Source organism: Streptomyces sp. NPDC101181 (assembly GCF_044767975.1).
Classification (GTDB): Bacteria; Actinomycetota; Actinomycetes; order Streptomycetales; family Streptomycetaceae; genus Streptomyces.
The window spans coordinates 13,672-39,726 of record NZ_JBIWOX010000027.1 but is presented as its reverse complement, the minus strand read 5'-3'; the positions used below and the strand labels follow the sequence as shown (position 1 = coordinate 39,726).

Here is a 26,055-nt window from a genome sequence, read left to right as displayed (position 1 = left end):
TTTCTATACCGTCATTACTATACCGCTCAAGCGGTATAGTAATGGGCATGGTGCAGCTCAAGACAGACACACACATCGAAGCCATGCGCGCGTCCGGCCGGGTCGTCGCGCAGATCCTGACCCGGGCCCGGGAGGCGGCGGCGGTCGGCGTGACCCCCCGCGAACTGGACGAGGCGGCCCGCGAGGTGCTGCGCGAGGTCGGGGCCGCCTCGCCGTTCCTGAACTACCGTCCGCACTTCGCCTCCACCCCCTTCCCCGCCGTGATCTGCGTGTCCGTCAACGACGCGATCGTGCACGGCATCCCCTCCGACGAGCCGCTCCGGGACGGCGACCTGGTCAGCGTGGACGCGGGCGCGCTCCTCGACGGGTGGGCGGGCGACGCGGCGGTCAGCTTCACGGTGGGCCGCGCCCGCCCCGCCGACACCCGGCTGATCGCCGCGTCCGTGCGGGCCCTGGAGGCCGGGATCGCCGCGGCCGTGGTGGGCAACCGGATCGGCGACATCGCCCACGCGATCGGCACGGTCTGCCGGGACGCGGGTTACGGGATCATGGAGGGGTACGGGGGGCACGGCATCGGACGGTCGATGCACGAGGACCCGGCCGTGCCGAACGAGGGCCGCCCGGGGCGCGGGATGCCGCTGCGGCACGGGATGGTCCTGGCGATCGAGCCCATGCTGATCGCGGGCGGCGGCGACGCGTTCCGCGAGGACCGGGACGGCTGGACGCTGCGGACGACCGACGGGAGCCGGGCCGCCCACAGCGAGCACACGGTGGCGATCACGGACGACGGGCCGCGCGTCCTGACGGTGCTGTGACCCCCGTCCGGCGCCGGCCAGGGGCCGGCCCGCCGCCCCTCAGGGGCGCCCGACGAACCGCCTGGCCAGCTGCTCGCCCCGGCTCCGCGCCGTGGCGCGGCTCTCGATCGGCGAGATACGGGAGTTTTTGAACGCGATGTAGGTGACCCCGGATCCGGCGCCCCCGCTCACCGGGTCCGGGTCGATGCCCAGCGTCTTCGCCATGGCGTACGACGCCTCCCCGATGATCCGCGTCGGGCCGGTGTCGCCGATGACGCCGTAGCTCACCCGGCCGCGGTACACGACGGCCACGACGCTGCCGCCGCCGAGACCCGACTTCCGGTAGTCCCACACCTTGCTCGGCCCCGGTACCACCACATGGGGCAGCGCGGCCGAGTCGAGCGGCTTGCCGCGGGACGAGGTGAAAGCGGTCTCCGGCAGGAAGTAGGGGTCGGTCTTCCTGTTGCAGGCCCTGGACCTGCGGCCGTCGCAGTCGATGTCCATGTCCGCCTTCCAGAACACCGCGTCCCGGGTCCCGCAGACGGGGACGGTGGCCTTCGCGCTGCCGCTGTCCGTGCGGTACCGGCCCTGGGAGATCCGCCGGCAGGAACGGACCCCGGCCAGCAGGTCGGCGGCGGTCACGGCGGCCGGTGCCGCCGCCTCCCCCGCCTCCGCCGTCCGCGGTGCGGTCGCGTCCGTTTCGTCGGCGGCCGCGGGCAGCGCCGCGGTGAGCAGCGCCGCGCCGCAGACGACGGAGGTCAGGGCGAGCGTTCGGGTGCGCATGGAGCGGAGGGACCCTTCCGTGGACCGGCCGGGGAGCGGGCGGTCCGTCGGGGCCGCCGCCCTGCTCCGTGCGACCGGCTCAGTGCCCGCCGCCCGGGTGCACCACCCTTGCCGAGCCGCCACCCCGGCGCACCTTTTCCGCCGCCGCCAGCCAGCGGCCGTCGGGCAGCCGCTGGACGCCGGTGGCCGCCCCGATCTCCGGGTTCTGCTTGAAGGCGTGGCCGAGCTTCTCCAGCTCCGCCCGGACCGGGCTGTTCCACAGCTCCGGCTCGATCTCCGTGGCCGGTGCGTTGCGCTGGCTGGCGCGCGGCGCGGCGATCGCGTCGACCAGCGGGAGGCCCCGGTCGAGGTGTCCGGTGAGCGTCTGGAGGACGGTGGTGATGATCGTGGCCCCGCCCGGGGAGCCGAGGGCCAGGACCGGCTTGCCGTGCTTGAGCACGATCGTCGGGGACATCGAGGAGCGCGGGCGCTTGGCGGGCCCCGGGAGGTTCGGGTCGTGCACCGCCGGGTCGGCCGGGGCGAAGGAGAAGTCGGTCAGCTCGTTGTTGAGCAGGAAGCCCCGGCCGGGCACGGTGATGCCGCTGCCGCCGGTGGACTCGATGGTCAGGGTGTAGGCGACGACGTTGCCCCACTTGTCGGCCGTCGTGAGGTGCGTGGTGTTCTCGCCCTCGTATGTGGTCGGGGCGGCCTTGTCTCCGGCGGTGCACCGCTCGGGGTCGCGCGGGTCGCCCGGTGCCAGCGGACTGGTCAGCGCCTTGTCGTCGCGGATCAGGCAGGCGCGGGAGTTGGCGAACCGCTGGCTCAGCAGCTCCTTGGTGGGGACGTCCTCGAAGGCCGGGTCGCCCACCCAGCGGCCCCGGTCCGCGAAGGCGATCCGGCTCGCCTCGATCAGCCGGTGCAGATAGCGGGTGCGGTCCGCCCGGGAGAGGTCGGTGGACTCCAGGATGTTGAGCGCCTCGCCGACACCGGTGCCGCCGGAGGAGGAGGGGGCCATGCCGTAGACGTCCAGGCCCCGGTAGCCGACCCTGGTCGGGTCCTGGCGCAGGGTCCGGTAGGAGGTGAGGTCCGTGCGGGTGAGGTCGCCGGGGCGGACGACGCGGTCGGCGTCCGGGTCGACCGGGGGCTTGCGCACGGTACGGACGATGTCGTCGGCCAACTCGCCCTTGTACAGCGCGCCGACGCCCTGCCGGGCGAGGGTCGCGTAGGTACGGGCCAGGTCCGGGTTCTTGAACACCGAGCCGACGACGGGGAGTTCGCCGCCCGGCAGGAACAGCTCGGCGGAGGCCGGGAAGTCGGCGAACCGGGCCTGGTTGTCGGCCGTCTGCGAGCGGAAGGTGCCGTCCACCACGAAGCCGTCCCGGGCCAGACGCCGCGCCGGTTCCAGCAGCGTACGCAGGGACTTGCTGCCCCAGCTGTCCAGCGCCCGCTCCCAGGTGGCCGGGGTGCCGGGGGTGCCGACGCCGAGGCCGCTGGTCACGCCCTCCTCGAACGGGATCGGCTTGCCGTTCTCCAGGAAGAGGGAGGCGTCCGCGCTGCGGGGCGCGGTCTCACGGCCGTCGATGGTCCGCACCTGGCGCTTCTTCGCGTCGTAGTGGACGAAGTAGCCGCCACCGCCGATGCCCGCGGAGTACGGCTCGGTCACCCCCAGGGCGGCCGCGGTGGCGACGGCCGCGTCCACCGCGTTGCCGCCCTTGCGCAGTACCTCGATCCCGGCGGCCGACGCGTCCGCGTCGACGCTCGACACCGCTCCCCCGTACCCCACCGCCACCGGGGACTTGGGCGGTGCGGGCCGCCCGGTGGCGGAGCCCGCAGGGGCGGCGGCCCCCACGGACGCGACCACCGCGAGAACGGCCAGCAAGGACGTGTTCCGGCCGACGGAACGACGCATACGTACCTCCAGTCAACGGATCTCCGCCGCAGCGTAGTCCCGGCGGAGGCGGATCGTCAGGACCGCCTCGAACGGATACCCGATCGACCGATAGCATGCGCGCCCATGACGGACGACATGCGCGACATCGTGCTGGGCGTGATAGCGGCCGGTCTCAGCGGTGCGCTGGGCTGGCTGGCCCGCACCCACCTGTGGCGGCGCAAGCTCCGCCGCAAACAGACCTTCTTCGGGCTGCCGCACAACTCCGAGTGCCTGCTGGTGGTCAACCGGTACGCGGGCGCGGACGGTTCCGTGCACCGCTACGACGCCTTCGCGCTGCTGGAGCTGTCCGCGCTGATCAAGGACTGCGGGGCGCACGCGCAGATCGTCTCCCACGACACGGCCCAGCAGGGGTTCGGGGAGCGCACGGAATTCTGCGTGGGCGGGCCGGTCTCCAACCAGCGGATGGCGGCCCATCTGCGCACCCTGCTCCCCGGGGTGCGGGTGAACACCGGACAGGAGCCGGGCCCCGACCAGGGGGCCTTCCAGATCGGGTCGGAGCGCTACCGGCTGGAGCCGGGGACCGCGGAGTACGTCCTGCTCGCCCGGCTGACCGGCGGGCAGGACGCCCGCCCGGTCTTCGTGTTCTGCGGGCAGCGGGCCATCACCAACCAGGCGGCGACCCGCTATGTGGCCCGCAACCACGAGAAGCTGCTGCGCAAGCACGGCCGCAAGTCGTTCTGCCTGCTGCTGAAGGTCCTCAACTCCCAGGCGTACGGCCCCGATGTGGTCGAGGTCGTCGGTGATGTGACGCGCGAGGCGCAGGCGCCCGTACCGGCCGGCGGCGCACCGGCGTCGCACCGGGCGGGCGACTGAGCACGGCACCCCGCTTCCCGGGCCGCCCCCGGGACCGGGATTTTCCGGGACGGAACGGAACCCGGCACGGGGGGATCTCCCTCTGACCTGCTGAGTGTCCAGTCTGGGAGGTTTCCGTTGAGTTCCGCACGTCCGTCACGTTCCGCACGTCCGTCACGTTCCGCACGCCTGTCGCGTTCCGCACGCCTGCCGAGTTCCGCGTATCCGCGTACCCGGGCCGCCGTTCTGGCCGCCCCGGCGGTGTTGCTGGCCGCCGCGCTCACCGGCTGCTCCGGCGGGGGGTCCGGCTCGGCGGGATCCGGTCCGGACCAGGGGCCCGGCACCAGCGTCTCGGTGAACCTCACCGGCAAGGCGGCGGCCCCGGGGCGCCCGGTGGAGGTCACCCTGGCGCGCGGGAAGCTGAAGGCGGTGTCGGTGACGGCGGGCGGGGGCGGCGCGCTGGCCGGGAGGATATCCGCCGACGGCAGGACCTGGACGTCCGAGCGGGTCGCCGCGCCCGGCACGGCGTACACCGTCGAGGCGCGGGACACCGACGGCGGCAGCGACCGGGCGGCGTTCACCACCGCCGCCGCGGAGAAGGTCAACAAGCTGTCGCTGGCGCCCGGCAGGAACACAGCCGTCGGCATCGCCCAGCCGCTGTCGGTCGTCTTCGACCACCCGGTGAAGAACAAGGCGGCCGTGGAGAGGGCCCTGAAGGTGTCCACGTCGAAGGGGACCGAGGGCTCCTGGGGCTGGCTCCGGGACTACTCCGGCAAGGACCGGGTCGACTGGCGGCCCGAGAAGTACTGGAGGCCCGGCACGAAGGTCACCCTGGACGCGCGGCTGAACGGGATCGACACGGGGGCGGACGGCGGCTGGTTCGTCCGCGACTACACCACGGCGTTCACCATCGGCCCGGCCCAGGTGGTCGAGGTCGACCTCGACCGCCACCGCCTCTCGCTGCGCCGGGACGGCAGGCAGGTCATGGACGCCCCGATGTCGGCGGGCACCCCCGGCGGCGACAAGGCGTCCTGGCGGGGCACCGCGGTCCTGATGTCGAAGGAGGGCACGATCAACATGCGCTCCGAGACGGTGGGCCTCGGCGACGCCTACGACAAGATGGTCGACTACTCGATGCGGCTGACGTGGTCGGGGATGTACGCCCACGCGGCCCCCTGGAACGCGGGGTACTTCGGCCGGGCCAACCGGAGTTCCGGCTGCCTCGGGATGAGCGATTCGGACGCCTCCGCGCTGTACGGACAGGTCCAGGTGGGCGACCCCTTCGAGATCACCGGATCGGAGGCGAAGGGTACGGTCGCCGAGGGCAACGGGTACGGCGCGTGGAACCTCTCGTGGGCCGACTGGCAGGCCAAAAGCGCCCTGAAGTGACCCGGTGGCGCCCGTTCCGCACCGGACGCACTACTGACGCCACGTCCAACAATCGTTACCCTCACGCAACACGACGGGTAGTTACCAGGGGTAAACAACCGGGGTTACCGTCGGGTCACTTTGCACTGACCCGCGTGAGGAGTGACCCGTGGTACGTCCGAAACCGGCACTGCGCACCACCGCTTCGATCACCACCGCCGCCGCCCTGCTCACCGGGGCCGCGCTCGGCGCGGCCCCGGCGGTGGCCGCCGCACCCGTCACCGCGTCCGCCCCGTCGAGCGTCGCGACGAGTGCCGGCGGGCAGAGCCTGACGTTCCACGACATCCCCGGCTCCGGCGGCATCACGCTCAAGGGCAACGTCTTCTCGCCCTCCGGGGGCCCCGCCGGGGCGACGTACCCGCTGATCGTGTTCCCGACGAGCTGGGCCGTGCCGCAGATCGAGTATCTGGCGCAGGCCCAGAAGCTCGCCGACTCCGGTTACGTCGTGGTCAGTTACACCTCCCGCGGCTTCTGGCGCTCCGGCGGGAAGATCGAGGTGGCGGGCCCGCCGGACATCGCGGACGCCTCCGCCGTCATCGACTGGGCGCTGGAGCACACCGCCGCCGACCCGGACCACATCGGGATGGGCGGCGTCTCCTACGGCGCGGGCATCAGCCTGCTCGCGGCCGGGCACGACCCCCGCGTCAAGGCGGTCGCCGCGCTGAGCGGCTGGGCCGATCTCATCGACTCGATCTACAGCGGCCGCACCCAGCACCTCCAGGCGGCCGCCCTGCTCGGCGGGGCGGGCCTCGTCACCGGGCGGCCCAGCGAGGAGCTGTCGCAGACGCTGAAGGACTTCCTCGGCTCCAACCTGGACAAGGAGCCGGAGATGATCGCCTGGGGGAAGAAGCGCTCCCCCCTGACCTATCTCGACCGGATCAACGCCAACGGCGCCGCCGTCATGATGGGCAACGCCTGGGGCGACACCATCTTCCCGCCCAACCAGTACGCCTCGTTCTACGAGAAGCTCACCGGTCCCAAGCGCCTGGAGTTCCGCCCCGGCGACCACGCCACCGCCGAGGCCACCGGTCTGCTCGGGCTGCCCAACGACACCTGGACGAGTACCCGCCGCTGGTTCGACCGCTATCTCAAGGGTGAGCGCAACGGCATCGACACCGAGGCGCCGGTCCAGCTCAAGTCCCGTACCGACAAGGGCTACGAGGGCTATCCGGACTGGAAGTCGGTGGGCGCGGCCAGGAGCCGGATCGCTCTGGAGGGCACCAGGAAGGTGCGGGCGAACGTCGACTCGGGGGCCAACGGCGGCATCGCGATCCTGTCCAACGCGCTGGACCAGTTCCTGAAGCTGCCGCCGATGGTCTCCGTGCCGCTGCTGCCGCGGACCTTCGCGAGCGTCTGGCAGTCGGAGCGGTACGCCACCGAGCAGCGCGTCCGGGGCGCGGCCGAGCTGCACACCACGGTCAGCAGCACGAAGCCGAGCGGCACCCTCGTCGCGTATCTCTACGACGTGGGGCCGCTCGGCGTCGGCAAGCTGGTGAGCAGTGCTCCGTACACCTTCCACGGGCAGACGCCGGGCCGGCCGTTCCCCGTCGACCTGGAGCTGTTCTCCACGGCCTACGACGTCCCGGCCGGTCACCGGCTCGCCCTGGTGATCGACACCGTCGATCCGCTGTACATCGAGCACAACCCGACCGGCGCGCAGCTGACCTTCTCCTCGCCCGGCACGGACCCGAGTCATCTCTCGGTCCCGCTGCGCGAGGAGTGATCACCGGCTGCTGCCGGGCGGGCACTGCTCGGCTACCGCCCTCCCGGCAGCAGCGTCCCTGGTTCGGCCGGAGCCACGTCGGCCGCCTGCGTCTTCAGGTCGCGCCGCTGCCGCTTCGCCACCCAGGTGGCGAACCAGGAGAGCAGCATGCACAACCCGATGTAGATCGGAGAGATCACCATCACCACGGGGATGAAGGGAAGATCGTAGTCGAGGTTCGAGGCGATCAGCTTCCCCGCGTGGAGAAACTCCTCGTAGGTGATCAGATAGCCCAGTGAGGTGTCCTTCAGCGCGACCACCAGCTGGCTGATGATGGTCGGCAGCATCGCCCGGATCGCCTGGGGGGCCAGGACGAAGGTCGTGACCTGCGTCTTGCGCATCCCCAGCGCGTACGCGGCCTCCCGCTGGCCCCGGTCCACGGAGTTGATCCCGGTCCGGAAGACCTCGGCGAGCACCGAGCCGTTGTAGAGCGTCAGCCCGGCCACCAGGGCGGGCAGCGCCTGCACCTTCAGCGCGACGAAGATGAAGAAGATCATCACCAGCACCGGCATGGCCCGGAAGAACTCGACCAGCAGGGTGGAGATCCAGCGCACCGGACGGTGCGCGGAGAGCCGCCCGACCGCGAGGACCGCGCCCAGCGCGAGCGAGAGCACCGCGGCGTACGCGAAGGCCTTCAGCGTGTTGCCGAGACCGCGCAGCAGCAGTTCCTGGATGCCCTGGTACGCGAAGGGCCGCCACTTCTCCGCGGTGAACTGGCCGGTGTCGAAGAGCAGGTGGAGGATCCAGCCGAACAGGGCGAGGATCACGACCGTCGAGGCGATGCCGTAGGTGAGGTGGCGTCTGCGGGCCACCGGTCCCGGGATGTCGTAGAGCGCGGTCGCCGGGGCCGGTGCGGGCCTGCGGGTGCGGGTGGGGGTCGTGCGGGTCGAGGTCATCGGGCGACTCCCCAGCGCTTCTCCATCACGTTGAACAGCGCACTGATGGTCAGGGTGATGATCAGGTAGCCGACGGCGATCCAGACGAAGCTCCAGATGATGCTGTAGCCCAGTTCGTTGAGCGTCTTGTAGGTGCCGAGCAGTTCGGTGACGCTGAACGCCCCGGCGATCGCCGAGTTCTTGGCCAGGGCGATCAGGGTCGAGCCGACCGGCGGGATCACCGACCGGAACGCCTGCGGCAGCACCACGGTGCTCAGACTCTGGCCGAAGTTCATGCCGAGGCTGCGGGCCGCCTCGCCCTGTCCCCTGGGCACGGTGTTGATGCCGGAGCGCAGCACCTCGCAGATGAACGCCGAGGTGTAGCAGCCCAGCGCGATGACCGCGAAGGCCTGGAACGGCAGGACGAGCCCGAAGCGCGGCAGGCCGAGCAGGACCGCGAAGAACAGCAGCGTCAGCGGGGTGTTGCGGAGCACGGTCACCCACACCGTGCCGAACACCCGGAAGGAGCCGACGGGCGCGACCCGGAAGGACGCCATCAGGAAGCCGAGGACGAGCGCCAGCGCGGAGGCGTAGACGGTCAGCTCGACGGTGCCGAGGAAGCCCTTGCCGTAGAGGGAGAAGTTGTCGGTCAGTACGTCCATGGGTGGGGCCTCTCCCCTCAGTTCGCCGGGTAGCGGTCGATGGGCGGCGGGGTCGGCGCGGGCGCTCCGGAGAGGCCGAGCGTCGCTTCGTACGCCTTCTTCCAGTCGCCGTTCTTCTCGGCCGCCTCCAGGGCGTCGTCCAGCGCGAGCCGCAGGGCGTTGTCGGCGCGCGGGACGCCGACACCGTAGGGCTCCTCGGAGAACGGCTTGCCGACGACCTTCATCTCGTCGGGCGCCTTGGCCGCGAAGCCGAGCAGGATCGCGTCGTCGGTGGTGACGGCGTCGACCTGGTAGGTCAGCAGGTTGTCGACGCAGATGGAGTAGGTGTCGTAGGCGACGAGCACCGCCTTCGGGTAGTCGGCGGCGATGCGCTGGTAGGGCGTGGACCCGGCCGCCGAGCAGACGGTCTTGCCGTCCAGGTCCTGGGGGCCGTCGATGTCGTTCTCGTCGGTGCGCACCAGCAGGCCCTGGCCCGCCAGGTAGTAGGGCCCGGCGAAGCCCACGAGCTTCTTGCGCATGTCGTTGATGGTGTAGGTGCCGACGTAGTAGTCGATCTGACCGTTCTGGAGGGCGGTCTCGCGGTTGGCGGAGGCGATGGTGCGGAAGCTGACCGCCTTCGGGTCGAAGCCGATCGAGGCCGCCAGCATCCGGGCGATCTCGATGTCGAACCCGGAGTAGACCCCGCTGGCCGGGTCCTTCTCCCCCAGGTACGGCTGGTCCTCCTTGGCGCCGACGATCAGCCGGCCCCGCTTCTTCGCCTTGGACCAGGTCGGCGAGCCGGGCAGCTCGAAGGCGGTGTCGACGCGGTACGCCGGCAGGGCCTCGGGCCTGGGGCCCTTGACGGGCGGGCTGCCCTCCTTGCCGCAGCCCGCGGCGAGTGCGGCGAGCAGCAGACCGGCCACGAGGGCGGCGGCCCGGCCCGTACGCGTGTTCCTCGTACGCAACATGGAAGCCCCCCTCAGTGCTTGAGGATCTTGGACAGGAAGTCCTTGGCGCGGTCGCTCTCGGGGGAGGTGAAGAAGTCCTCCGGGACGCGGTCCTCGACGACGCGGCCGTCGGCCATGAACACCACGCGGTTGGCGGCGGAGCGGGCGAAGCCCATCTCGTGGGTGACCACGACCATGGTCATGCCCTCCCGGGCGAGCTGCCGCATGACCTCCAGCACCTCGTTGATCATCTCCGGATCGAGCGCCGAGGTGGGCTCGTCGAAGAGAAGCACCTTGGGGTCCATCGCCAGGGCGCGGGCGATGGCCACCCGCTGCTGTTGGCCGCCGGAGAGCTGGGCGGGGTACTTCTCGGCGTGGACGGCCAGGCCGACCCGCTCCAGCAGTTCCCGGGAACGCCGGTCGGCCTCGTCCTTCTTGCGCTTGCGCACCTTGAGCTGCGCCAGGGACACGTTGTCCAGCACGGTCTTGTGCGCGAAGAGGTTGAACGACTGGAAGACCATGCCGACTTCGGCGCGGAGCTGGGCCAGGCCCCTGCCCTCCTCGGGGAGGGGCCGGCCGTCGATGGTGATGCTGCCGGACTCGATCGTCTCCAGCCGGTTGATCGCCCGGCAGAGGGTCGACTTCCCGGAGCCGGAGGGGCCGATGACCACCACCACCTCTCCCCGGCCGACGGTGAGATTGATGTCCTGAAGTACGTGCAACTCTCCGAAGTGTTTGTTGACGTGCCTCAGTTCGATCAACGGATCGACGGCCATGCGCTGCCCTACCCACTTGTCGCTGTGTCGAGGTCAGCGCAAACTATCCAGCCCGATAAGGGACTTCGCAGGCGACACGCGCAAATGGTGCAATAAGGCTGTTTATCTCGATCAGGTGACGGTGGGCGGCGTCCCGCGTCAGTTCTCCGCCGACTCCGCGTAGACCTGGGAGAGCTCGGGGCTGCCCGACATCGCCCAGTCGAGACCGGCCGCGACGACGTCGATCTCCCGGCCGGAGGCCAGCCGCACGACGGGCTGACCGCTCGGCCAGACGTCCCACGCGGCGCCCGGCACCGTCCGGACGATCACCGTGCCGAGGTAGAGACCGGCGTCGTTGCCGAGCCAGGGCAGTTCCTCGGGGTCGTCGCGCCAGCGGGGCGGCAGCTGGTCGAGCGCGGACAACGAGGCGGGGGTGTCGTCGAGTTCGAGTCCTTGCTGCCCCGCCCGGACACGCAGCAGTTCGCACTCGGCGAGCAGCTCGGCGACACCGTCGGGGTCCGACTCGACGATGGCCGCGAGCGAGCCCTCCCGCGTACCGCCCTGACGCTTACGCCAGTTGTCCAAGAAGGGGAATTTCATACCACTAGGATCCCATCCCCGCCAGGTTCCGCACCACAGGGCGCGCGGCCCTCACCTGTCCGGCGCTCCCGGCCGGGGCCGGACCTCGGAGGCGTCCGTAGAGTGCGGACATGAGTGCACAGGTGTACGTATCGGAACTGTTCTCCCTGGAGGGCCGGGTGGCCGTGGTGACCGGGGGCAGCTCCGGCATCGGGCGGGCGGTCACCGGCGCGCTGGCGCGGGCCGGCGCGTCCGTCGTCGTGGTGGCCCGCCGGGAGACGGAGCTGCGGGCGACCGCCGACGAGCTGACCGCCGGGGGCTGCCGGGCGGCCTGGGTGAGCGCGGACCTGGGCACCGCTGAGGGGGTGCGGGCGGTGACCGAGGGGGCGGCGGAGCCGTTCGGGGAGCCGGACGTCCTGGTCAACTGCGCGGGGATCAACCTCCGCCCGCCGCTGGGCGAACTGGGCGAGGACGTCTGGGACACCACGATGGCGGTCAATCTCAAGGCCCCGTTCCTGCTGGGGCAGCGCTTCGGTCCGGGGATGGCGGAGCGGGGCTACGGGCGGATCATCCACGTCACCTCGCAGCAGGCGCACCGGGCCTTCGTGGACAGCGGGGCGTACGGGGTGTCCAAGGGCGGCCTGGAGTCACTGGCCCGGTCGCAGGCCGAGGCCTGGTCGGCGCACGGCGTGACCGTGAACACCCTGGTGCCCGGCTTCGTGCTGACCCCGCTGAACGCGCGCCTCCAGTCCGACCCGGAAAAGGTGGCCGCGCTGGCCGGGCGCACCATGGCCGGGCGCAACGGGCTGCCCGAGGACTTCGCGGGGGCCGCGGTGTTCCTGGCGGGGCGGGCCTCGGCGTACGTCACCGGGCAGTCCGTGTTCGTGGACGGCGGGTTCTCGGTGCACTGACAGCCGGTACCCCGGGCCCTCGGCTCTTCCCGTGACCGCCCCGGGGGCCCGGCCGCCGACCGCCCGGCCCTGCTCACAGGTCCAGGTCGACCACCACCGGGGCGTGGTCGGAGGCCCCCTTGCCCTTGCGCTCCTCGCGGTCGACGTAGCTGTCCTTGACGGCGGCGGTGAACGCGGCGTTGCCGTAGGTCAGGTCGATGCGCATGCCCTTGTTCTTGGGGAACCGCAGCTCGCGGTAGTCCCAGAAGGTGTAGGCCCGGTCGTACTTGAGGGGGCGGGGGACGACCTCGCTCAGGCCCTCCGCCTCCAGGGCGGTGAGGGCGGCGCGCTCGGCGGGCGTGACATGGGTGGCGCCCTCGAAGAGGGCCGGGTCCCAGACGTCCTCGTCGGTCGGGGCGACGTTGAAGTCGCCCAGGACCGCGAACGGCAGGGGGCCCGCCACCTCCGCCGCCGCGGCCTTCCGCAGCGCCTCCAGCCAGCGGAGCTTGTACGCGTAGTGCTCGTGCTCGACCTCGCGGCCATTGGGCACGTAGACCGACCAGAGCCGCAGCGGGCCGCAGGTCGCGGAGATCGCGCGGGGCTCCTGCACCCCCTCGTACTCCGGGCCGCCGGGCAGCCCCGTGACGACGTCGGTGAGGCCGACGCGGGAGAGCAGCGCGACCCCGTTCCACCGGCCCGTGGCGTTGACGGCGGACTCGTATCCCGCCTCGCGCAGGGCTTCGGCGGGGAACTGTTCGGCCGTGCACTTGGTCTCCTGGATGCACAGCACGTCGGTGCCGCTGCTCTCCAGCCAGGCCAGCAGCCTCGGCAGCCGGGCGGTGATCGAGTTGACGTTCCAGGTGGCGATGCGCATGGCAGCCAACCTATCGGCTCCCACTGACAGCGGCCGCCGGGCTCACAGCTCGGTGGTGCCGCCCGGGGCGAGGCGGTCGTGGTCCGCGCCGCCCAGGGCGCCGATCTGGTGGTCGTAGACCGGCCGCGCCAGGTCGGTCAGCAGGGCGTCGTGGACGTCGATCGCCCGGCGCGGCCTCACCTCGCGTACGTAGTCGATGACCTCGGAGATCTTGTTCCAGGGGGCCATCACCGGCAGCAGCAGGGTGTCCACGGGGCGCTCGGGGACGGTGAGCGCGTCGCCGGGGTGGAAGACCGAGCCGTCGACGAGGAACCCGACGTTGGTGATCCTCGGGATGTCGGGGTGGATCACGGCGTGCAGTTCGCCGTGGACGGTGACGTCGAAGCCGGCGGCCGAGAACGCGTCCCCGTCGCCCACGGTGTGCACCCGTCCCGGGAAGGCCGCCGAGAGCTGGCCGGCCACGCTGCGCAGGGTCCAGACCTCGGCCGCCGGGTCGGCCTCCAGGGCCGCCCGCAGCCGGGCCTCGTTGAAGTGGTCGGGGTGCTCGTGGGTGACCAGCAGGACGTCGGCGCCGAGCGCCGCGTCGTCCTCGGAGAAGCCGCCCGGGTCGATGACCAGGACCCGCCCCTCCTTCTCGATCCGCACGCAGGAGTGCGTCTTCTTGGTGAGCGTGAGTGCCTGGGGCGATGCGTTCATGGCCCCATCCTGCTACGCGGGCGGGGTCGTTTCCTGCTGGATCACGGACTGCGCCACGGAGAAGGCCGCCCCCGCCGCCGGGATACCGCAGTAGACGGCCGTCTGGAGCAGGATCTCCTTGATCTCGACGGGCGTCAGGCCGTTGCGCAGGGCGGCCCGGATGTGGGCGGCCAGACCCTCCAGGTGACCGGAGGCGACGAGCGCGGTGAGCGTGATGACGCTGCGGGTGCGGCGGTCCAGGCCCTCGCGGCTCCAGACCTCGCCCCAGGCGTACCGGGTGACCAGCTCCTGGAAGTCCTCGGTGAAGGCGTCGGCCCCGGCGGTCACCGCGTCGACATGGGCGTCCCCCAGCACCTCGCGGCGCACCTTCGTCCCCTGCTCGTACCGGCTGTCCGGGGTCGCGGCGGACGCGGCGGCGGGCGGGGCGATCTCGGCGACCGGGGCGAAGGGGACGCTGGGGGCCGGGGGCGCGGTGGTGTGCGGCAGTACGGGGATCGAGGTCGAGGTGTCCTGCTGCCAGGCGGTGGAGAAGTGCATCAGCAGCAGGTCGCTCACGGCGGCGGGCTGCTCGACCGGGGCGAGGTGGGAGGCCCCGGGGACGAGCGCGAGGCGGGCGTCCGGTATCCCGGCGACCAGGGTCCGGGCCTCGGCCGGGCCGGTGACCTGGTCCTCGGCCCCGACCAGGACCAGGGTGGGGACGCCGATCCGGTCCAGCGCGCCCCGGATGTCGAACGCCGCGAGCGCCTCGCAGGCGGCGATGTAGCAGCCGGGGTCGGTGGTCCGGACCATCTGCACGGCCCACTCGACGATCGCGGGCTGGGCGGCGGCGAACCCGGGGGTGAACCAGCGCTCGGGCGAGGTGCGGGCGATCGGCTCCAGGCCGTTGGTGCGCACGATCACGCCCCGCTGGCGGAACTCGTCGGCCGTGCCGAACCGGGGCGAGGAGGCGACGAGCGCCAGTGAGGCGACCCGGTGCGGGTGGCGCAGGGCCAGGTCCGTCCCGATCGCGCCGCCGATCGAGCAGCCCGCGTAGCCGAAGCGCTGGACGCCGAGTCCGTCCAGCGTCGCGAGCAGCCGGTCGCCCAGCTCGGCGACCGAGGAGGCGGCGCGGGCCGGGGCGCCGCCGTGCCCCGGGAGGTCGTAGCGAAAGACCCGCCAGTGCTGGGACAGCTCGGGTATCTGACGGTCCCACATATGCCAGGTGGTACCGAGCGAGGGCCCGATCACCAGGACCGGTGCGTCCTCGGGGCCGTCGAAGCGGTACTGCATCGATTCCGTCGCCTTCTCACTCACCGTTCCCACGCTCCCATATCCCCGCGGGCCGCCGGACGGCGGGGGCGCGGTGTCCGGACCCCGCCGTCTCCAGCGGTAGCGGACAAGGACCGCCGCGCGCTCCGGCGGGCCCGCTTTCACCGGCGGGCGAGGAAAACGGGCATCGGCTGTGCGAAAGCAAATACGAGAAAGGGAAGCGGCGGTATCTCACCGAGAATCGGCGGCCGTTCCCAGCATTGCTCTCCGGGGTTTCCTTTTATCGCGGCGTCATCATGGATTCGGTCCGCCCGTGCCGGAGCAGTGCGGCGCACAGCGCGCCCAGGCTCAGGACACAGAAAAGGGTGCGGAAGACATTGACCGGGACCCAGACCGACTTGAAGTCCTCGATCACCGCGTGGAGGTCCTGGGCTGACGCCGGGTCGCCCAGCGCCGCCAGGTCCGCGTTGAGGGGAAGGTTGACCGCCACGGTGACGACGAGCACCAGCAGGTAGCAGACGGCCGCGACGGCGAGCGGCAGGGCCACCGCGCGGCGCTTGCGGCGGAAGGCCACGATCGCGGAGGCGGCCGTCAGGGCGAGCGCGGCGAGGAAGACCAGGCCGAACAGCGCGCTGCCGTCGATCGCCGCGTTGAACCGCTGCATGGCCGCCGCGTAACCGGCGTCGTCCAGCTCGGCGAGGCCCGGCATGACGGAGACGTCGTAGGCGAAGAACAGTCCCGCCATCAGCCCGGTGCAGAGCACCGAGGCCACCAGCAGCGGCACGGTGATCCGCTCACGGGCGGGCGGCGGACCGGCGGGCCGGGCCGGGCCGCTCGGGTACGGGGCGGCGTGGGGAGGGTAGTGGCTCATGTCGCGGTCCTGTCGATCGGGTGGACTCTCCCGGATGGTGGCGCACGGTCCGCCCGGCCGGACGGAGCGTGCGCACGGCGCGCGTGATCATCCCAGCAGGTTCAGGGCCCCGAGGTCCATATCTCACACGCTCACGCGCATACGAGTACGTCACCTCGGGCGGCCGGAGGGGGCGGCCAGGCACTCCTCCAGGAACGTCAGCGCCCGTGCGTGGTAGAGCGGGGCGGCCAGTCCGAGGCTGAGGTTGTGCCCGGCCTCCGGCAGCAGGTCGACGGCGGGACGGCGGGTGCCCGTGAAGCCGGCGGCCACCGCGTCCAGTTCGTCCCTCTCCAGGCACCACCAGCCCTCGTACGCGCCGAAGGTGAGCCGCACGGGGCAGCGGACCCGGGCGGCGGCGGCCGGGAACCTGCCGGGCCACCGGCCCGTCTCCTCCTCCTCGGCGGCCGGGACCTCGCGGAGCAGGGCGCGGCTGGTGCGGAAGGTGCCGCCCGGGTAGAGGCGCAGCGGGCCCCAGTTGAGCGCCCCCGCACCGCCGCTCAGGGTGTCCGGGAAGTGGGCGGCGGCCGGTGCGTAGTGCCAGCCGCAGCCGTTGAGGTCGAGCCCGAGGAGACGGTCGGCGGGCGTCGCCCCGGACCAGGTCTCCCCCGCCAGGTGCAGGGCGGTCTTGCCGCCGTCGGAGTGCCCGAGCAGGAAGAACCCGGCCCCCACGGGGTGCAGTCCGGCGTAGTCGGCGAGCGAGAGGCGCAGCAGCCGGGCCTGTTCGGCGAGCGGCAGGCCGCGCGGGAGCGCGGCGCGGGAGAGACCGTAGCCGGGCCGTTCCACCGCGAGGACGGTGTGGCCGAGCGCGGTGGCGAGGGCGAGCAGCGAGGTGTGCGGGGCGCTGGGTCCGGCGAAGTAGCCGGGCGACATGGCCCGGCCGTGGACGGCGACGAGGACCGACCGGGGCGTCCCGGTGGCCGGTTCGGCCCGCCAGGCGCCGAGGCGGTGAGCGCCCCGGCCGAGCACGATCCGCTCCACGCCCTCGGGGACCAGGTCCGGCGCGGTGGTCTCCGCGGGGGCGACGGTCGGCGGGGCGCTCACGCGGGCACGCCCTCGGCCGCGTCGGCGGGACCGGCCGGCAGCTCCGGCCCGGCGGCGGGTGTGCTCGGCAGGGGGGCGGGGAGCGGCAGGACGGGGGGCGCTTCGACGGTCAGCGGGACGACGATGCGCCCGGTCGTCTCGGCGCTCGCCTCGCGGTGCGCGTCGAACGCGCCCAGCCAGGCCTCCACGCTCGGGGCCCGCAGGAGCGAGGTGCCGATGAGCAGCCCCCGGTAGCCCTCGGCGAGCAGACCGGCGGCGGTGGCGGGGCCGTCGACCGCGCTGGCGCTGACGGGGCAGAGCGTGCCGGCGGCCCGTACGGCGGGCAGCAGCGCCCGGCTGCGGTCCAGGTCCCCGGCGTCCCGTTCGCGGGCGGTGATGTCCTTGTTGTTGACGGCGACGACGCAGCCCTGCGGGTCGGGCAGGCCGAGTGCCTCCTCGGCCCGGGTGATCTCCACGAACGGGGTCAGCCCGTGCTCCTGGCACACCCGCACCAGGTCGTGCAGGGACTCCCGGGGCAGCAGGGCGGCGGTCAGCAGGACCGCCGAGACGCCCGAACGGGCGGCGGCGGCGATCTGGTCGCGGCGGGTCACGAAGTCCTTGAGCAGGACCGGGACGCCGACGCGGGCGGTCACCTCGTCGAGCATGGCCGCCGAACCGCCGAACCACCGCCCGGTCACGACGGACACACAGGGCGCCCCGGCCCGCTCGTAGGCGGCGGCGACGTCGCCGGGCGCGCGGCCCCGCAGCAGGTCGGCGCCGTGCGCGTCACGGGACTTCACTTCCATGATCAGGGGACGCTCCGCGCCGAGGAGCGCGGAGAGGAAGGGCTGCGTCATCGGGGGTTCCTCACGGGGTGTTCGGGGCTGGTCTCACAGGGCGGAGGCGCCGGTCCAGGCACGGTCCAGCGCGGCGACCCGGGCGGGGTCGAGCGGGCCGCCGCCGTCGCGGGCGGCGTTGTCGATGTCGACGCCACGGAAGCCGGGGTGCGCGGCGAAGGCGTGGCCGGGTGCGTCGGCCTCGGTGAGGCCGCCCGCGAGGAGGAACGGCAGCGGCAGGGCGGGCAGCAGCTCCGCCAGCGCCTCGGCCGGGACGCGCAGGCCGGTGCTGCCGACCGCGCCGTCCCGGGTCGCCGCGTCGACGAGGAGCAGGTCCGCCCCGGCGCGGGCGTACGCCCGCAGGAACGGCCGCTCCAGGCAGGCCCCGTCGCGTACGTGCACCGCCTTGACCAGCACCGCGCCGGGCAGGGCCGCGCGCAGGGCGGCGACCGCCGTGGGCGGCTGGTAGGCGTGGAGCTGGATCCAGCGGATCCGGGCGGCGCGGGCGGCCGCCGCGATCCGCCCGGCGTCGTGCAGGAAGGTGACGAGCACCGGCTCGGCCCGGCCCGCCGAGCGGACGGACCCGGCCAGGGCGGTCAGCTGGGCACCGGTCAGGTCGCGGGCGCCGTTCTCCACCCCGTACCAGAGGCCGACGAGGTCGGACCGCCCGGCGACGGCGGCGGCCTCCCCCGGGGTGGTGGCGCCGCACACCTTGAGCAGCGGCCGGGGCGGGCCGGCCGGCTCGCTCATCCGCCCAGTCCCAGGGTCGAGGCGACGTGGTTGTACTGGATGTCGTTGGTGCCGGAGTAGAGGGTGCCCGCGACCGCGGCCCGTACCTCCTTCTCCAGGCCCACCTCGCTGAGGTAGCCCGCGCCGCCGAAGACGCGGACCGCGGAGAGGCTGGTGGACAGGGCGGCCTCGCTGGCGAGGATCTTGGTGATGGCGAGGTCGGCGGTGACGTCCTCGCCCGCCGCGAGCCGCTCGGCGGTGTCGTAGAGCCACTTGGCGGCGGTCTCGGTGCGGATCTTCATGTCGACCACGCGGTGCGAGACCGCCTGGTAGTCGCCGATGGGGTGGCCGAAGGCCCGGCGCTCGCGGGCGTAGGCGATGGTGCGCTCCAGCCGGTGGCGCATCTCGCCGAGCTGGACGGTGAAGCCGAACAGGATCTCGCGCTTCATCACGTGGTCCAGGACGAGCAGTCCGCCGCCCACCCTGCCCAGCACCCGGTCGGCGGGGATCCGGCAGCCGTCGAGGTGCAGGGTGGACAGGGGCGCGGTCCGCAGGCCCATCTTGGCGGTGGTCCCGCCGACGGAGAGTCCGGGGGTGTCCCGGTCCACGAGGAAGGCGGTGGTGCCGAGCGGTCCGCCCTCCGGGCGCGTACGCGCGTAGACGACGAAGACGTCGGCGATGGGGCCGTTGCTGACGAAGGCCTTGCCGCCGGTGAGGACGTAGTGGGTGCCGTCGCGCTCGGCGCGGGTGGTCATCGCCATGGCGTCGGAGCCGCTGTCGGGTTCGGTGATGGCGTGCGCGCCGATCAGCTCGCCCGAGCAGATGCCGGGCAGGTAGCGCTCGCGCAGGGCGTCGCTGCCGAAGGTGGTGAGCGGGACGCCGGTGCTGGCCATCGAGGTGGTGGCGCAGAAGTTCAGTCCGGACTCCCGGCAGGTCTCGCCGAGGGTCTCCAGGACGTGCAGGGTGGTGACGAGGGACTGGCCCGTGCCGCCCCATCGCTGGGGGAACGGCAGCCCGAGGACGCCGCTCTCGGCGAGGGACCGCCAGCGGCCCGGTTCGAACGCCGACCGGGCGTCGGCCTCGATGTGTCCTTCGCTCAGGATCTTGCCCCACTGGGCCATGCCGGCGCAGAGCGCCTGCTGGTCCGCGTCGCGCTTGCTCATGGCGGAGCCTTCCGTACGGGCCGTGCGGGTGGCCTCGGTCGATGACGGGCTGGAGGGGGGACGACGGTCTCCCGTCGTCGGGTCGGCGGGCGCCCGTGGTTCAGGCGCCCGTCGGGTGGGCGGCCTGGCCGTCTAGTACGCGGAGGAGACGTCCTCGTCCAGGCTGTGCACCTCGTCGCCGCGCAGCGCGGGGGCGAAGACGCAGACCAGACGCAGGTCCTCGTGCGGGGAGGCGATCAGGAAGTGCGGGTCGTTGTTGTCGAGCGAGTAGAGGACGCCCGGCGTCAGCGGATGGCTGGTGCCGTCGAGTTCCACCACCTCGCCGGAGCCCTCGATGCAGTAGCAGGTCTCCAGGTGGTTGCGGTACTCCAGGCGGGACTTGGTCCCGGCCCGCACCGTGGTGTCGGTGACGCTGTACCCCAGGCCGTCGGCGTCCAGGACGAATCTGCGGCTGAGTCCGTTGCCCCAGTCGACGGTCTTGACGGTCTCGATGTTACGGATGAGCACGGGTGTCCTCCTTCGGACGGGCGGTGGTGGGACGGCCGAGCGCGGCGACGAAGGAGCGGTAGCCCTCGACCGGGTCGGACCCGGCCTCCAGACCCCGTTCCAGCGCGGCCACTCCGGCGGAGCCGACGATCGCCGCGTCCGCGCCGCTGCGGGCGACGGAGGCGAGATCCTCGGCGGTGGACACCCCGAAGCCGACGGCTATCGGGGAGGCGGTGAGGTCGCGCAGGGAGCCGACGAAGGGCGCCAGTCCGGCGTGGCCGCCCTCGGGCGTTCCGGCGCCGCTGCGCCCGTAGCGCGCGACCAGGTAGAGGTATCCGGTGGCATGGGCGGCCGCCTCGGCGACGGTCGCCGGGGAGCTGGCCGGGTAGCAGGTGGTGACCTCGGGCAGCCCCGCCGCGGCGAGCGCCTCGTGGTGGGCGGGGCGCAGCCGGGGCGGCAGCCCGTGGGCCAGCAGGGCGTCGGCGCCGCTGTCCGCGACGGCGCGGGCGTAGTCGGCGGGCGGGGCGGTGCGCAGGGTGTGGCTCCAGTCGGCGAGCACCGCGATCCGCAGCCGCTTCAGGCCGGGGCGTACGGCGGCGACGAAGGCCAGGGTCTCGCGCAGTCCCACCTCCCGGGCCAGCGCCCGGTCGGCGGAGCGGCGCACGACGGGTCCGTCGGTGGGCGAGTCCGGGAAGGGGACGGCCAGTTCGAGGCAGTCGACGTCCGACTCGTCCAGCGCGGCGACCAGGTCGGTGAGGACGGGCAGCGGCGGATCGCCCGCGTTGAGGAAGACCGCCAGGCCCAGTTCCTCGCGGGCACGGGCCTCGGTGAAGAAGTCAGCCCGCGCCATGGCCCGCCTCCTTCCGGCGGGCGGAGGCCAGCCGCTCCAGCAGGCCGAGTGCCGCCCCGTCGTCCAGCGCGGCTCCCGCCTCGGCGACCGCCTTCGCCCAGTCGTCGCGGTGGCCGGACGCCAGGGCGAGCGCGGCCGCGTTCAGCTGGAGGGTGGCGCGCAGCGGGCCGCCGGCCCGGCCGGTGAGGACGCCGCGGAAGTGGTCCGCGGCCTCCTCCCGGGCGACGGGGGCCAGGTCCTTCGGCGTTCCGTCGGCCGGGACGAGGTCGCCCGCGCGCAGCGTCAGCGTGGTGCCGTCGGGGAGGTGGACGGTGTTGTCGCACATGCTGAGGAGTTCGTCGGCCCCGGCCGGGTTGGTGACCAGCCAGGTCCTGGGAGCCCCCGGCCGGGCGGCGACGGCCCGCAGGGCGGGCGGGAGTTCGCCGCCGCTGACCCCGGTGACCTGGGCGGCCACCGGGACGGCCGCGAGGAACGGGCCGACGGTGTTGAGGAAGCGGCCGAACACCCGCATGGGCGTCGGCACGGCCAGCAGGGCGAGCCGGGCGAGCTGCGCCGGGTAGACGAACGGCCCGGTGAAGGCGATGCCGTGCGCGTCCAGCTGGGCTGACGCCTGGTCGAGGGAGGCGGCGAAGGGGACGCCGAGTCGGTCCAGGAGGTCGACGGAGCCGGTGCGCGCGGTGTGGGCGCGGGAGCCGGACTTGACGACGCGGACCCCGCAGGACGCGGCGACGAGCGCGGAGGCCGTGGAGAGGTTGACGGTGGGCGGACCGCCGCCGGTGCCCACCACGTTGACGGTGTCGGGCCACGGCGTGGCGGGCCGCGCCGGGCGGCGCCGGTCCAGGGCGTCGAGCAGCGCGAGCAGCCCGTCGCCCTCGGGCAGGGCCGCGGTGAGCGAGGCGAGCAGCGCCAGCGCGTCACCGCGGTCCAGGGCTCCGTCGGCCAGCGCCTGCCACAGCGCGTCCCACTGGTCCGGGCCGGCCGGGGCGCGCCGGTCGACGATCGGGACGAGGGCCGGGTGCACGGCTCAGCCGCCCGCGGCGGCGGCGCTCCGGGAGCGCGCGATGTAGGCGTCGATGGCGTTGACGCTGCGGAAGTTCTCCGGGTCGAGGTCGGTGTCGCCGACGGCGAGCTGGAAGTGGTGCTCGACCCAGGCGATCAGCTTGAGGACGCCGAGGCTGTCGATCGCGCCGTCGGCCAGCAGGTCCAGGTCGTGCGGGAGCTGGGAGGGGGTCAGGTCGGGCAGGAACTCCCGGACGATGTACTCGCTGATCTGGTCGGTGTTGCTCACGCGGTGCTCCTTGGCGGGTTGCTGGTACGGGGGGTGCGGACGGGTTCGGATCGGCCGGGGCCCGCGGGTGGTCCGCGGACCGGGGGCGGACCGGACGGGGTGGGGTCAGGACGCGGCGGCGGGTACGGGGGCGGCCGCGGTCGCCGCGGCGAGCGCGCGGCGGTCCACCTTGCCGGTGCTGGTACGGGGCAGGGGCTCGCGTACGGGGGTGAGGAGACCGGGCACCCAGCCGCGGGCCAGCCGGGCGGTGCAGTGGCGTTTCAGGTCGAGACTGGTGGCGGTGGAGGCGGGCTCCAGCCGGACGACGGCGACCAGGCGGCGGCCCTCGACCGGGTCGGGGACCGTGATCACCCCGGCCTCCAGCACCTCGGGGTGTTCCAGCAGCACCTGTTCGACCTCGCCGGTGTTGACGGCGACGCCCCGGATCTTCACCTGGTGGTCCAGCCGGCCGACGAGCCTGAGGGTGCCGTCGGCGTCCCGCTCGACCAGGTCTCCGGTGCGGAACCACCGGGTGCCCGCCTCGCCGTCCGCCGCATCCGGGACGAACTTCTCGGCGGCCCGGCGCGGATCGGCGTACCCGGTGCTCTGGAAGGGCGTGGAGACCTCCAGTTCACCCCGGCCGGGACCGGTCAGCTCCCGCCCCCCGGAGTCCCGCAGCCGCAGGCGGACGCCCGGCAGGGGGCGGCCCAGCGGCATCGGGACGGGGGGCGGCAGGCTCCGGTCGACCTCGTGGATCAGGCTGTCGTTGGTCTCGGTGCAGCCGTAGATGTTGTGCAGCCGGGCCCCGGGGGTGAGTTCCGCGAGGTCGGCGAGGACCTGCTCGGGCATCACGTCGCCGGTGAACGCCGCGTGCCGGACGGTCTCCAGCGGGCCGCCGCCCTCCGCGCGGGCCTGGGCGCCGACGAGGGCGTAGAAGAGGGGGACCGCTTGGACCACCTCGACGCGGTGGGTGCGCAGCAGGCGCAGCAGCCGGGGGCCGCTGGCCGCCGTCGACGCGTCCACCAGGACCACCTGGCCGCCGTGGGCGAGGGTGGTCCAGACGTCGAGCAGGCACAGGTCGAAGTTGAGCGGGGCGTAGTTGAGGACCGGGGTGGCCTCGGTGATGCCGAAGGCCTCGGCGGCCCAGCCGGTGAAGGCGTCCACGGCCCGGTGGGGCAGCGGGACGGCCTTGGGGATGCCGGTGGAGCCGGAGGTGGTGAGGACCAGCGCGGTGCCCGGCGGCACCGCTCCCCCGCCGCCGGTGTGCTCCGGGCCGCTCGGGGTGACGGTCGCCCCGGTGAGCGCGTAGCGGCAGTGCGCCTCCGCCATCACCGCCGCGAGGTGGTCGGGCGGCAGGGTCGGCGAGGGCAGCAGGACGGGGCGGCCCGAGACCAGGCAGGCGAGGACGGTGGCGATGGTGTCCGGCGACTTGTCGTCGAGTACGGCGACCGTGGCCCCGGGGGGCACCTGCTCGGCGAGCCGGGTGCGGGCGGTGGCGGCCGCCTCGGCCAGTTCCCGGTAGCTGGTGGGGGTGCCGTTCCACCACAGGGCGGGCGCGTCCGGGGTCTTCCCGGCCCACCGGAGCACGGCTTCGGCGCTCTCGCCGTACCGCACGTCCCCGGTCACCGGTCCGCTCCCGCCGCGGGGCCCAGCCGGAGCCAGCCGCCCTTGACGGCAGCGGCACCCCCGGACCGTACGGTGAAGGCGACGGTGTCCCCGGCGGCGGAGGGCGTGAGGTCCAGGGCGGTGCCCTCGCCGGGCAGGACGGGGCGGGCGAAGCGCGCGCCGACGGCCAGCACCCGGTCGGTGTCCCCGTCCGCGTACCGCTCGGCGGCCTCCTCGACGGCGAGCGCCACGAGGCTCATGCCGTGCGCGATGACGTCGTCGAATCCGGCTTCCCGGGCGGCATCGGGGTCCAGGTGGACCGGGTTGAGGTCTCCGGCGGCGTGGCCGTAGTCGGCTATCCACTCCCGGTCGATGCCGAGGTCGCGGCTGACCGGGTCGCCCGGCGACTCCTGGCGGACCGCGGCCATCGGGACGAGCGTGCCGTGCGGCTCGGCGGTGCGGAGTCCGACGAGCAGGATGTGGGCGGTGAGCCGTGCCTGGGCGGCGCCGGTCGCCGGGTCGGTGAGCGTGGTGGTGAGCACGAGCCGGGTGCCCTTGGGTTCCAGGCGTACGGCGTCCAGGGCGGCGGACGCGTCGAGCGGGGCGCCGGGGCGCGGCGGGTGGTGCACCTCGATCTCCTGGGCGAGGTGCACCAGGGAGTACGGGCCGTGCCCGGCGGCGAGGGCGGCGACGGTGTGCTCGGCGAGCGGGTGGGTGAGGACGAAGGCCGCGAGGGGGCCCGCCCCGGTCCCGCCGGGCGCCGGGCGGCCCAGCGCCCGTCGGGTGACGGTGCGGTAGTGGCGGGCGGCGTCCGCGTCCAGGAGCGGTGCGGCCGGGTCGAGCGCGGAGCCGGGCGAGGTCGTCATGCGGGGGTCACCACCAGGCTGCTGTTGTGGCCGCCGAAGCCGAAGGAGTTGCTCAGCGCGGGGCCGGTGGCGACTGGCCGCGGGCTGCCGTGGACCACGTCGATCTCCATCTCGGGTTCCGTTCGTGTGTGGTTGGCGGTGGGCGGTACGGCTCCGGCGTTCATCGACATCAGGGTGACCAGGAGTTCGACGGCTCCGGCCGCTCCGATGAGGTGGCCGAGCACGCCCTTGCTGGCGGTGACCGGCGGCCCCTGCGGCCCGAACACCTTGGCCAGGGCGGCGGCTTCGGCGCGGTCGTTGTGCACGGTGGCGGTGCCGTGCGCGTTGACGTGGACGATGTCCGAGGGCGTCAGTCCGGCGTCGGCGAGCGCCCCGGACATGGCCTCGGCGGCGAACGCGCCGTCGGGGTGCGGGGCGGAGAGGTGGTGGGCGTCGGAGGTCGCGGCGTACCCGGCGACCAGTCCGTACGCGCGGGCGCCCCGGGCCCGTACGTCCCGCGCCCTCTCCAGCACCACGAAGCCGGCGCCCTCGCCCATCACGAAGCCGTCCCGGCTCTCGTCGAAGGGGCGGCAGGCGGTGGCGGCCTCGGTGCGCAGGGAGGCGGCGTTGAGGTTGCCGAACCCGGCGAGGGTGATCGGGGTGAGGGTCGCCTCGCAGCCGCCCGCGATCACCACGTCGGCGCGGTGGTCGCGGAGCATGGCCGCCCCCAGACCGATGGCGTCGGCGCCGCTGGCGCAGGTGGTGGAGACGGTCAGCGCGGGTCCGTGCCAGCCCAGTTGGAGGGCTATCTGGGCGGCGGCCGCGTTCGGCATCGTCATCAGCGGCATCAGGGGGCGGACCCCGCCGGGGCCCTTCGCCGCGAAGTTGACGGACTCGGCGTCGCTGGTGGCGCGTCCGCCGACGGCGTTGCCGACGACGATGGCGCAGCGGGCGGCGGGCGCCTGGGGCAGACCGGCGTCGGCGTGGGCGGCGAGCGCGGCGGCGAGCCCGTAGCGGGCGAAGGGGTCGAGCCGCCGGGCGGCCTTGGTGGCCAGCGCCTCCTGCCAGGGCAGGCCGTGGCCGGTGAGTTCCGGCACCCGGCAGCCGATCCGGATGCGGTGGTCCGCGGTGTCGAAGTGGGTGAGGCCGACCGCGAGGGAGCGGCCCGCCGACACCGCGTTCCACAGGTCGTCGGTGGTGAGTCCGGCCGGGGTGACGGCGCCGATCCCGCTGATGGCGATGTCCGGCCGGGCGGAGCGTTCCGCCTCGGTGCGCATGTCCGTGTGGTTCCTTCCCGTTCCGGTGACCGGCCGTCGGCCGTGGACGCGACGCCCGCGCCCGGGTGGGGTG

At 73.5% G+C, this 26,055-nt stretch carries 27 protein-coding genes; 5 read left to right on the top strand and 22 right to left on the bottom strand.

From position 1 onward, the window contains the following. Nucleotides 1–47 precede the first annotated feature (47 nt). Complete coding sequence (gene map, locus ACIRRU_RS28605; protein WP_403685229.1) at nt 48–815, top strand: type I methionyl aminopeptidase; 768 nt, start codon at nt 48–50, stop codon at nt 813–815. Between the two features lie 39 nt (nt 816–854). On the opposite strand, the gene ACIRRU_RS28600 is transcribed toward map, so the two are convergent. Continuing rightward, nucleotides 855–1,577: a glycoside hydrolase family 75 protein gene (locus ACIRRU_RS28600; RefSeq protein WP_403685227.1), complete on the bottom strand. Its 723-nt coding sequence runs from the start codon at nt 1,575–1,577 to the stop codon at nt 855–857. A 79-nt stretch (nt 1,578–1,656) separates the two neighbouring features. Next, entirely contained in the window at nt 1,657–3,465 is a 1,809-nt protein-coding gene (gene ggt, locus ACIRRU_RS28595; RefSeq protein ID WP_403685226.1) for a gamma-glutamyltransferase, read from the bottom strand. 105 nt (nt 3,466–3,570) lie between these two features. Between ggt and ACIRRU_RS28590 the strand changes: the two genes are divergently transcribed. The 3 genes from ACIRRU_RS28590 (at nt 3,571) to ACIRRU_RS28580 (ending at nt 7,450) form a co-directional block, all read left to right on the top strand. Beyond that, on the top strand, nt 3,571–4,320 hold the full coding sequence (locus tag ACIRRU_RS28590; RefSeq protein ID WP_403685225.1) for a hypothetical protein: 750 nt from the start codon (nt 3,571–3,573) through the stop codon (nt 4,318–4,320). A 117-nt stretch (nt 4,321–4,437) separates the two neighbouring features. Next, complete coding sequence (locus tag ACIRRU_RS28585; protein ID WP_403685224.1) at nt 4,438–5,688, top strand: Ig-like domain-containing protein; 1,251 nt, start codon at nt 4,438–4,440, stop codon at nt 5,686–5,688. 148 nt (nt 5,689–5,836) lie between these two features. Beyond that, nucleotides 5,837–7,450: a CocE/NonD family hydrolase gene (locus ACIRRU_RS28580; RefSeq protein WP_403685223.1), complete on the top strand. Its 1,614-nt coding sequence runs from the start codon at nt 5,837–5,839 to the stop codon at nt 7,448–7,450. A 32-nt stretch (nt 7,451–7,482) separates the two neighbouring features. On the opposite strand, the gene ACIRRU_RS28575 is transcribed toward ACIRRU_RS28580, so the two are convergent. From ACIRRU_RS28575 to ACIRRU_RS28555, 5 genes are all read right to left on the bottom strand, one after another. Then, nucleotides 7,483–8,385: an amino acid ABC transporter permease gene (locus ACIRRU_RS28575; RefSeq protein ID WP_403685221.1), complete on the bottom strand. Its 903-nt coding sequence runs from the start codon at nt 8,383–8,385 to the stop codon at nt 7,483–7,485. Continuing rightward, nucleotides 8,382–9,026 carry an amino acid ABC transporter permease gene (locus ACIRRU_RS28570; RefSeq protein ID WP_403685220.1) on the bottom strand — a complete coding sequence of 215 codons (645 nt, stop codon included), beginning with the start codon at nt 9,024–9,026 and terminating at the stop codon, nt 8,382–8,384. Before ACIRRU_RS28570 ends, ACIRRU_RS28575 begins: the two co-directional genes overlap by 4 nt. Nucleotides 9,027–9,043: 17 nt before the next feature. Next, complete coding sequence (locus tag ACIRRU_RS28565; protein WP_403685219.1) at nt 9,044–9,973, bottom strand: glutamate ABC transporter substrate-binding protein; 930 nt, start codon at nt 9,971–9,973, stop codon at nt 9,044–9,046. An 11-nt stretch (nt 9,974–9,984) separates the two neighbouring features. After that, nucleotides 9,985–10,728: an amino acid ABC transporter ATP-binding protein gene (locus ACIRRU_RS28560; protein ID WP_403685218.1), complete on the bottom strand. Its 744-nt coding sequence runs from the start codon at nt 10,726–10,728 to the stop codon at nt 9,985–9,987. 138 nt (nt 10,729–10,866) lie between these two features. Next, the gene (locus ACIRRU_RS28555; RefSeq protein WP_363201567.1) at nt 10,867–11,307 is read right to left on the bottom strand and encodes a DUF6278 family protein; all 441 of its coding nucleotides are present in this window, start codon (nt 11,305–11,307) and stop codon (nt 10,867–10,869) included. A gap of 110 nt (nt 11,308–11,417) precedes the next feature. Between ACIRRU_RS28555 and ACIRRU_RS28550 the strand changes: the two genes are divergently transcribed. After that, nucleotides 11,418–12,197, top strand: coding sequence for an SDR family NAD(P)-dependent oxidoreductase (locus tag ACIRRU_RS28550; protein ID WP_403685216.1), 780 nt, complete (start codon nt 11,418–11,420; stop codon nt 12,195–12,197). 73 nt (nt 12,198–12,270) lie between these two features. Here the strand turns inward: ACIRRU_RS28550 and ACIRRU_RS28545 are convergent, their stop codons facing one another. From ACIRRU_RS28545 to ACIRRU_RS28475, 15 genes are all read right to left on the bottom strand, one after another. Beyond that, nucleotides 12,271–13,050, bottom strand: coding sequence for an exodeoxyribonuclease III (locus ACIRRU_RS28545; protein WP_403685215.1), 780 nt, complete (start codon nt 13,048–13,050; stop codon nt 12,271–12,273). Nucleotides 13,051–13,092: 42 nt separating this feature from the next. Continuing rightward, nucleotides 13,093–13,746, bottom strand: coding sequence for an MBL fold metallo-hydrolase (locus ACIRRU_RS28540; RefSeq protein WP_403685213.1), 654 nt, complete (start codon nt 13,744–13,746; stop codon nt 13,093–13,095). A gap of 12 nt (nt 13,747–13,758) precedes the next feature. Next, nucleotides 13,759–15,015, bottom strand: coding sequence for an alpha/beta fold hydrolase (locus ACIRRU_RS28535; RefSeq protein WP_403685262.1), 1,257 nt, complete (start codon nt 15,013–15,015; stop codon nt 13,759–13,761). Between the two features lie 259 nt (nt 15,016–15,274). Beyond that, the gene (locus ACIRRU_RS28530) at nt 15,275–15,901 is read right to left on the bottom strand and encodes a DUF6264 family protein (RefSeq protein WP_403685261.1); all 627 of its coding nucleotides are present in this window, start codon (nt 15,899–15,901) and stop codon (nt 15,275–15,277) included. A 114-nt stretch (nt 15,902–16,015) separates the two neighbouring features. Then, complete coding sequence (locus ACIRRU_RS28525) at nt 16,016–16,945, bottom strand: alpha/beta hydrolase (protein ID WP_403685212.1); 930 nt, start codon at nt 16,943–16,945, stop codon at nt 16,016–16,018. Beyond that, on the bottom strand, nt 16,942–17,781 hold the full coding sequence (locus ACIRRU_RS28520) for an indole-3-glycerol-phosphate synthase (RefSeq protein WP_363201562.1): 840 nt from the start codon (nt 17,779–17,781) through the stop codon (nt 16,942–16,944). Before ACIRRU_RS28520 ends, ACIRRU_RS28525 begins: the two co-directional genes overlap by 4 nt. Nucleotides 17,782–17,814: 33 nt before the next feature. Next, on the bottom strand, nt 17,815–18,510 hold the full coding sequence (locus ACIRRU_RS28515) for an N-(5'-phosphoribosyl)anthranilate isomerase (protein WP_403685210.1): 696 nt from the start codon (nt 18,508–18,510) through the stop codon (nt 17,815–17,817). Beyond that, on the bottom strand, nt 18,507–19,652 hold the full coding sequence (locus ACIRRU_RS28510) for an acyl-CoA dehydrogenase family protein (protein ID WP_403685209.1): 1,146 nt from the start codon (nt 19,650–19,652) through the stop codon (nt 18,507–18,509). Before ACIRRU_RS28510 ends, ACIRRU_RS28515 begins: the two co-directional genes overlap by 4 nt. Nucleotides 19,653–19,784: 132 nt before the next feature. After that, complete coding sequence (locus tag ACIRRU_RS28505; RefSeq protein WP_363201559.1) at nt 19,785–20,159, bottom strand: ectoine synthase; 375 nt, start codon at nt 20,157–20,159, stop codon at nt 19,785–19,787. Then, on the bottom strand, nt 20,146–20,988 hold the full coding sequence (trpA, locus tag ACIRRU_RS28500; protein ID WP_403685207.1) for a tryptophan synthase subunit alpha: 843 nt from the start codon (nt 20,986–20,988) through the stop codon (nt 20,146–20,148). The genes ACIRRU_RS28505 and trpA overlap by 14 nt, the downstream gene beginning before the upstream one ends. Continuing rightward, nucleotides 20,975–22,009, bottom strand: coding sequence for a hypothetical protein (locus tag ACIRRU_RS28495; RefSeq protein ID WP_403685206.1), 1,035 nt, complete (start codon nt 22,007–22,009; stop codon nt 20,975–20,977). The genes trpA and ACIRRU_RS28495 overlap by 14 nt, the downstream gene beginning before the upstream one ends. Nucleotides 22,010–22,012: 3 nt before the next feature. After that, the gene (locus ACIRRU_RS28490) at nt 22,013–22,276 is read right to left on the bottom strand and encodes an acyl carrier protein (protein WP_403685204.1); all 264 of its coding nucleotides are present in this window, start codon (nt 22,274–22,276) and stop codon (nt 22,013–22,015) included. 105 nt (nt 22,277–22,381) lie between these two features. Then, nucleotides 22,382–23,881 carry an AMP-binding protein gene (locus ACIRRU_RS28485; protein WP_403685202.1) on the bottom strand — a complete coding sequence of 500 codons (1,500 nt, stop codon included), beginning with the start codon at nt 23,879–23,881 and terminating at the stop codon, nt 22,382–22,384. After that, nucleotides 23,878–24,726, bottom strand: a complete 849-nt coding sequence (locus ACIRRU_RS28480) for a MaoC/PaaZ C-terminal domain-containing protein (RefSeq protein ID WP_403685200.1) — start codon at nt 24,724–24,726, stop codon at nt 23,878–23,880. Before ACIRRU_RS28480 ends, ACIRRU_RS28485 begins: the two co-directional genes overlap by 4 nt. Then, nucleotides 24,723–25,982: a beta-ketoacyl-[acyl-carrier-protein] synthase family protein gene (locus ACIRRU_RS28475; protein ID WP_403685198.1), complete on the bottom strand. Its 1,260-nt coding sequence runs from the start codon at nt 25,980–25,982 to the stop codon at nt 24,723–24,725. The genes ACIRRU_RS28480 and ACIRRU_RS28475 overlap by 4 nt, the downstream gene beginning before the upstream one ends. Nucleotides 25,983–26,055: the final 73 nt, after the last annotated feature.

Excerpts from the sequence above, each read along its gene's own strand:
- ACIRRU_RS28545 (WP_403685215.1), bottom strand. The coding sequence starts at position 13,050 with ATGCGCATCGCCACCTGGAACGTCAACTCGATCACCGCCCGGCTGCCG.
- ACIRRU_RS28480 (WP_403685200.1), bottom strand. The coding sequence starts at position 24,726 with ATGACGACCTCGCCCGGCTCCGCGCTCGACCCGGCCGCACCGCTCCTG.
- ACIRRU_RS28570 (WP_403685220.1), bottom strand. The coding sequence starts at position 9,026 with ATGGACGTACTGACCGACAACTTCTCCCTCTACGGCAAGGGCTTCCTC.
- ACIRRU_RS28475 (WP_403685198.1), bottom strand. The coding sequence starts at position 25,982 with ATGCGCACCGAGGCGGAACGCTCCGCCCGGCCGGACATCGCCATCAGC.
- ACIRRU_RS28600 (WP_403685227.1), bottom strand. The coding sequence starts at position 1,577 with ATGCGCACCCGAACGCTCGCCCTGACCTCCGTCGTCTGCGGCGCGGCG.
- ACIRRU_RS28535 (WP_403685262.1), bottom strand. The coding sequence starts at position 15,015 with ATGCAGTACCGCTTCGACGGCCCCGAGGACGCACCGGTCCTGGTGATC.
- ggt (WP_403685226.1), bottom strand. The coding sequence starts at position 3,465 with ATGCGTCGTTCCGTCGGCCGGAACACGTCCTTGCTGGCCGTTCTCGCG.
- ACIRRU_RS28575 (WP_403685221.1), bottom strand. The coding sequence starts at position 8,385 with ATGACCTCGACCCGCACGACCCCCACCCGCACCCGCAGGCCCGCACCG.
- ACIRRU_RS28510 (WP_403685209.1), bottom strand. The coding sequence starts at position 19,652 with ATGAGCAAGCGCGACGCGGACCAGCAGGCGCTCTGCGCCGGCATGGCC.
- trpA (WP_403685207.1), bottom strand. The coding sequence starts at position 20,988 with ATGGCGCGGGCTGACTTCTTCACCGAGGCCCGTGCCCGCGAGGAACTG.
- ACIRRU_RS28590 (WP_403685225.1), top strand. The coding sequence starts at position 3,571 with ATGACGGACGACATGCGCGACATCGTGCTGGGCGTGATAGCGGCCGGT.
- ACIRRU_RS28520 (WP_363201562.1), bottom strand. The coding sequence starts at position 17,781 with ATGACGCAGCCCTTCCTCTCCGCGCTCCTCGGCGCGGAGCGTCCCCTG.
- ACIRRU_RS28550 (WP_403685216.1), top strand. The coding sequence starts at position 11,418 with ATGAGTGCACAGGTGTACGTATCGGAACTGTTCTCCCTGGAGGGCCGG.
- ACIRRU_RS28565 (WP_403685219.1), bottom strand. The coding sequence starts at position 9,973 with ATGTTGCGTACGAGGAACACGCGTACGGGCCGGGCCGCCGCCCTCGTG.
- ACIRRU_RS28560 (WP_403685218.1), bottom strand. The coding sequence starts at position 10,728 with ATGGCCGTCGATCCGTTGATCGAACTGAGGCACGTCAACAAACACTTC.
- ACIRRU_RS28540 (WP_403685213.1), bottom strand. The coding sequence starts at position 13,746 with ATGAACGCATCGCCCCAGGCACTCACGCTCACCAAGAAGACGCACTCC.
- map (WP_403685229.1), top strand. The coding sequence starts at position 48 with ATGGTGCAGCTCAAGACAGACACACACATCGAAGCCATGCGCGCGTCC.
- ACIRRU_RS28515 (WP_403685210.1), bottom strand. The coding sequence starts at position 18,510 with ATGAGCGAGCCGGCCGGCCCGCCCCGGCCGCTGCTCAAGGTGTGCGGC.
- ACIRRU_RS28555 (WP_363201567.1), bottom strand. The coding sequence starts at position 11,307 with ATGAAATTCCCCTTCTTGGACAACTGGCGTAAGCGTCAGGGCGGTACG.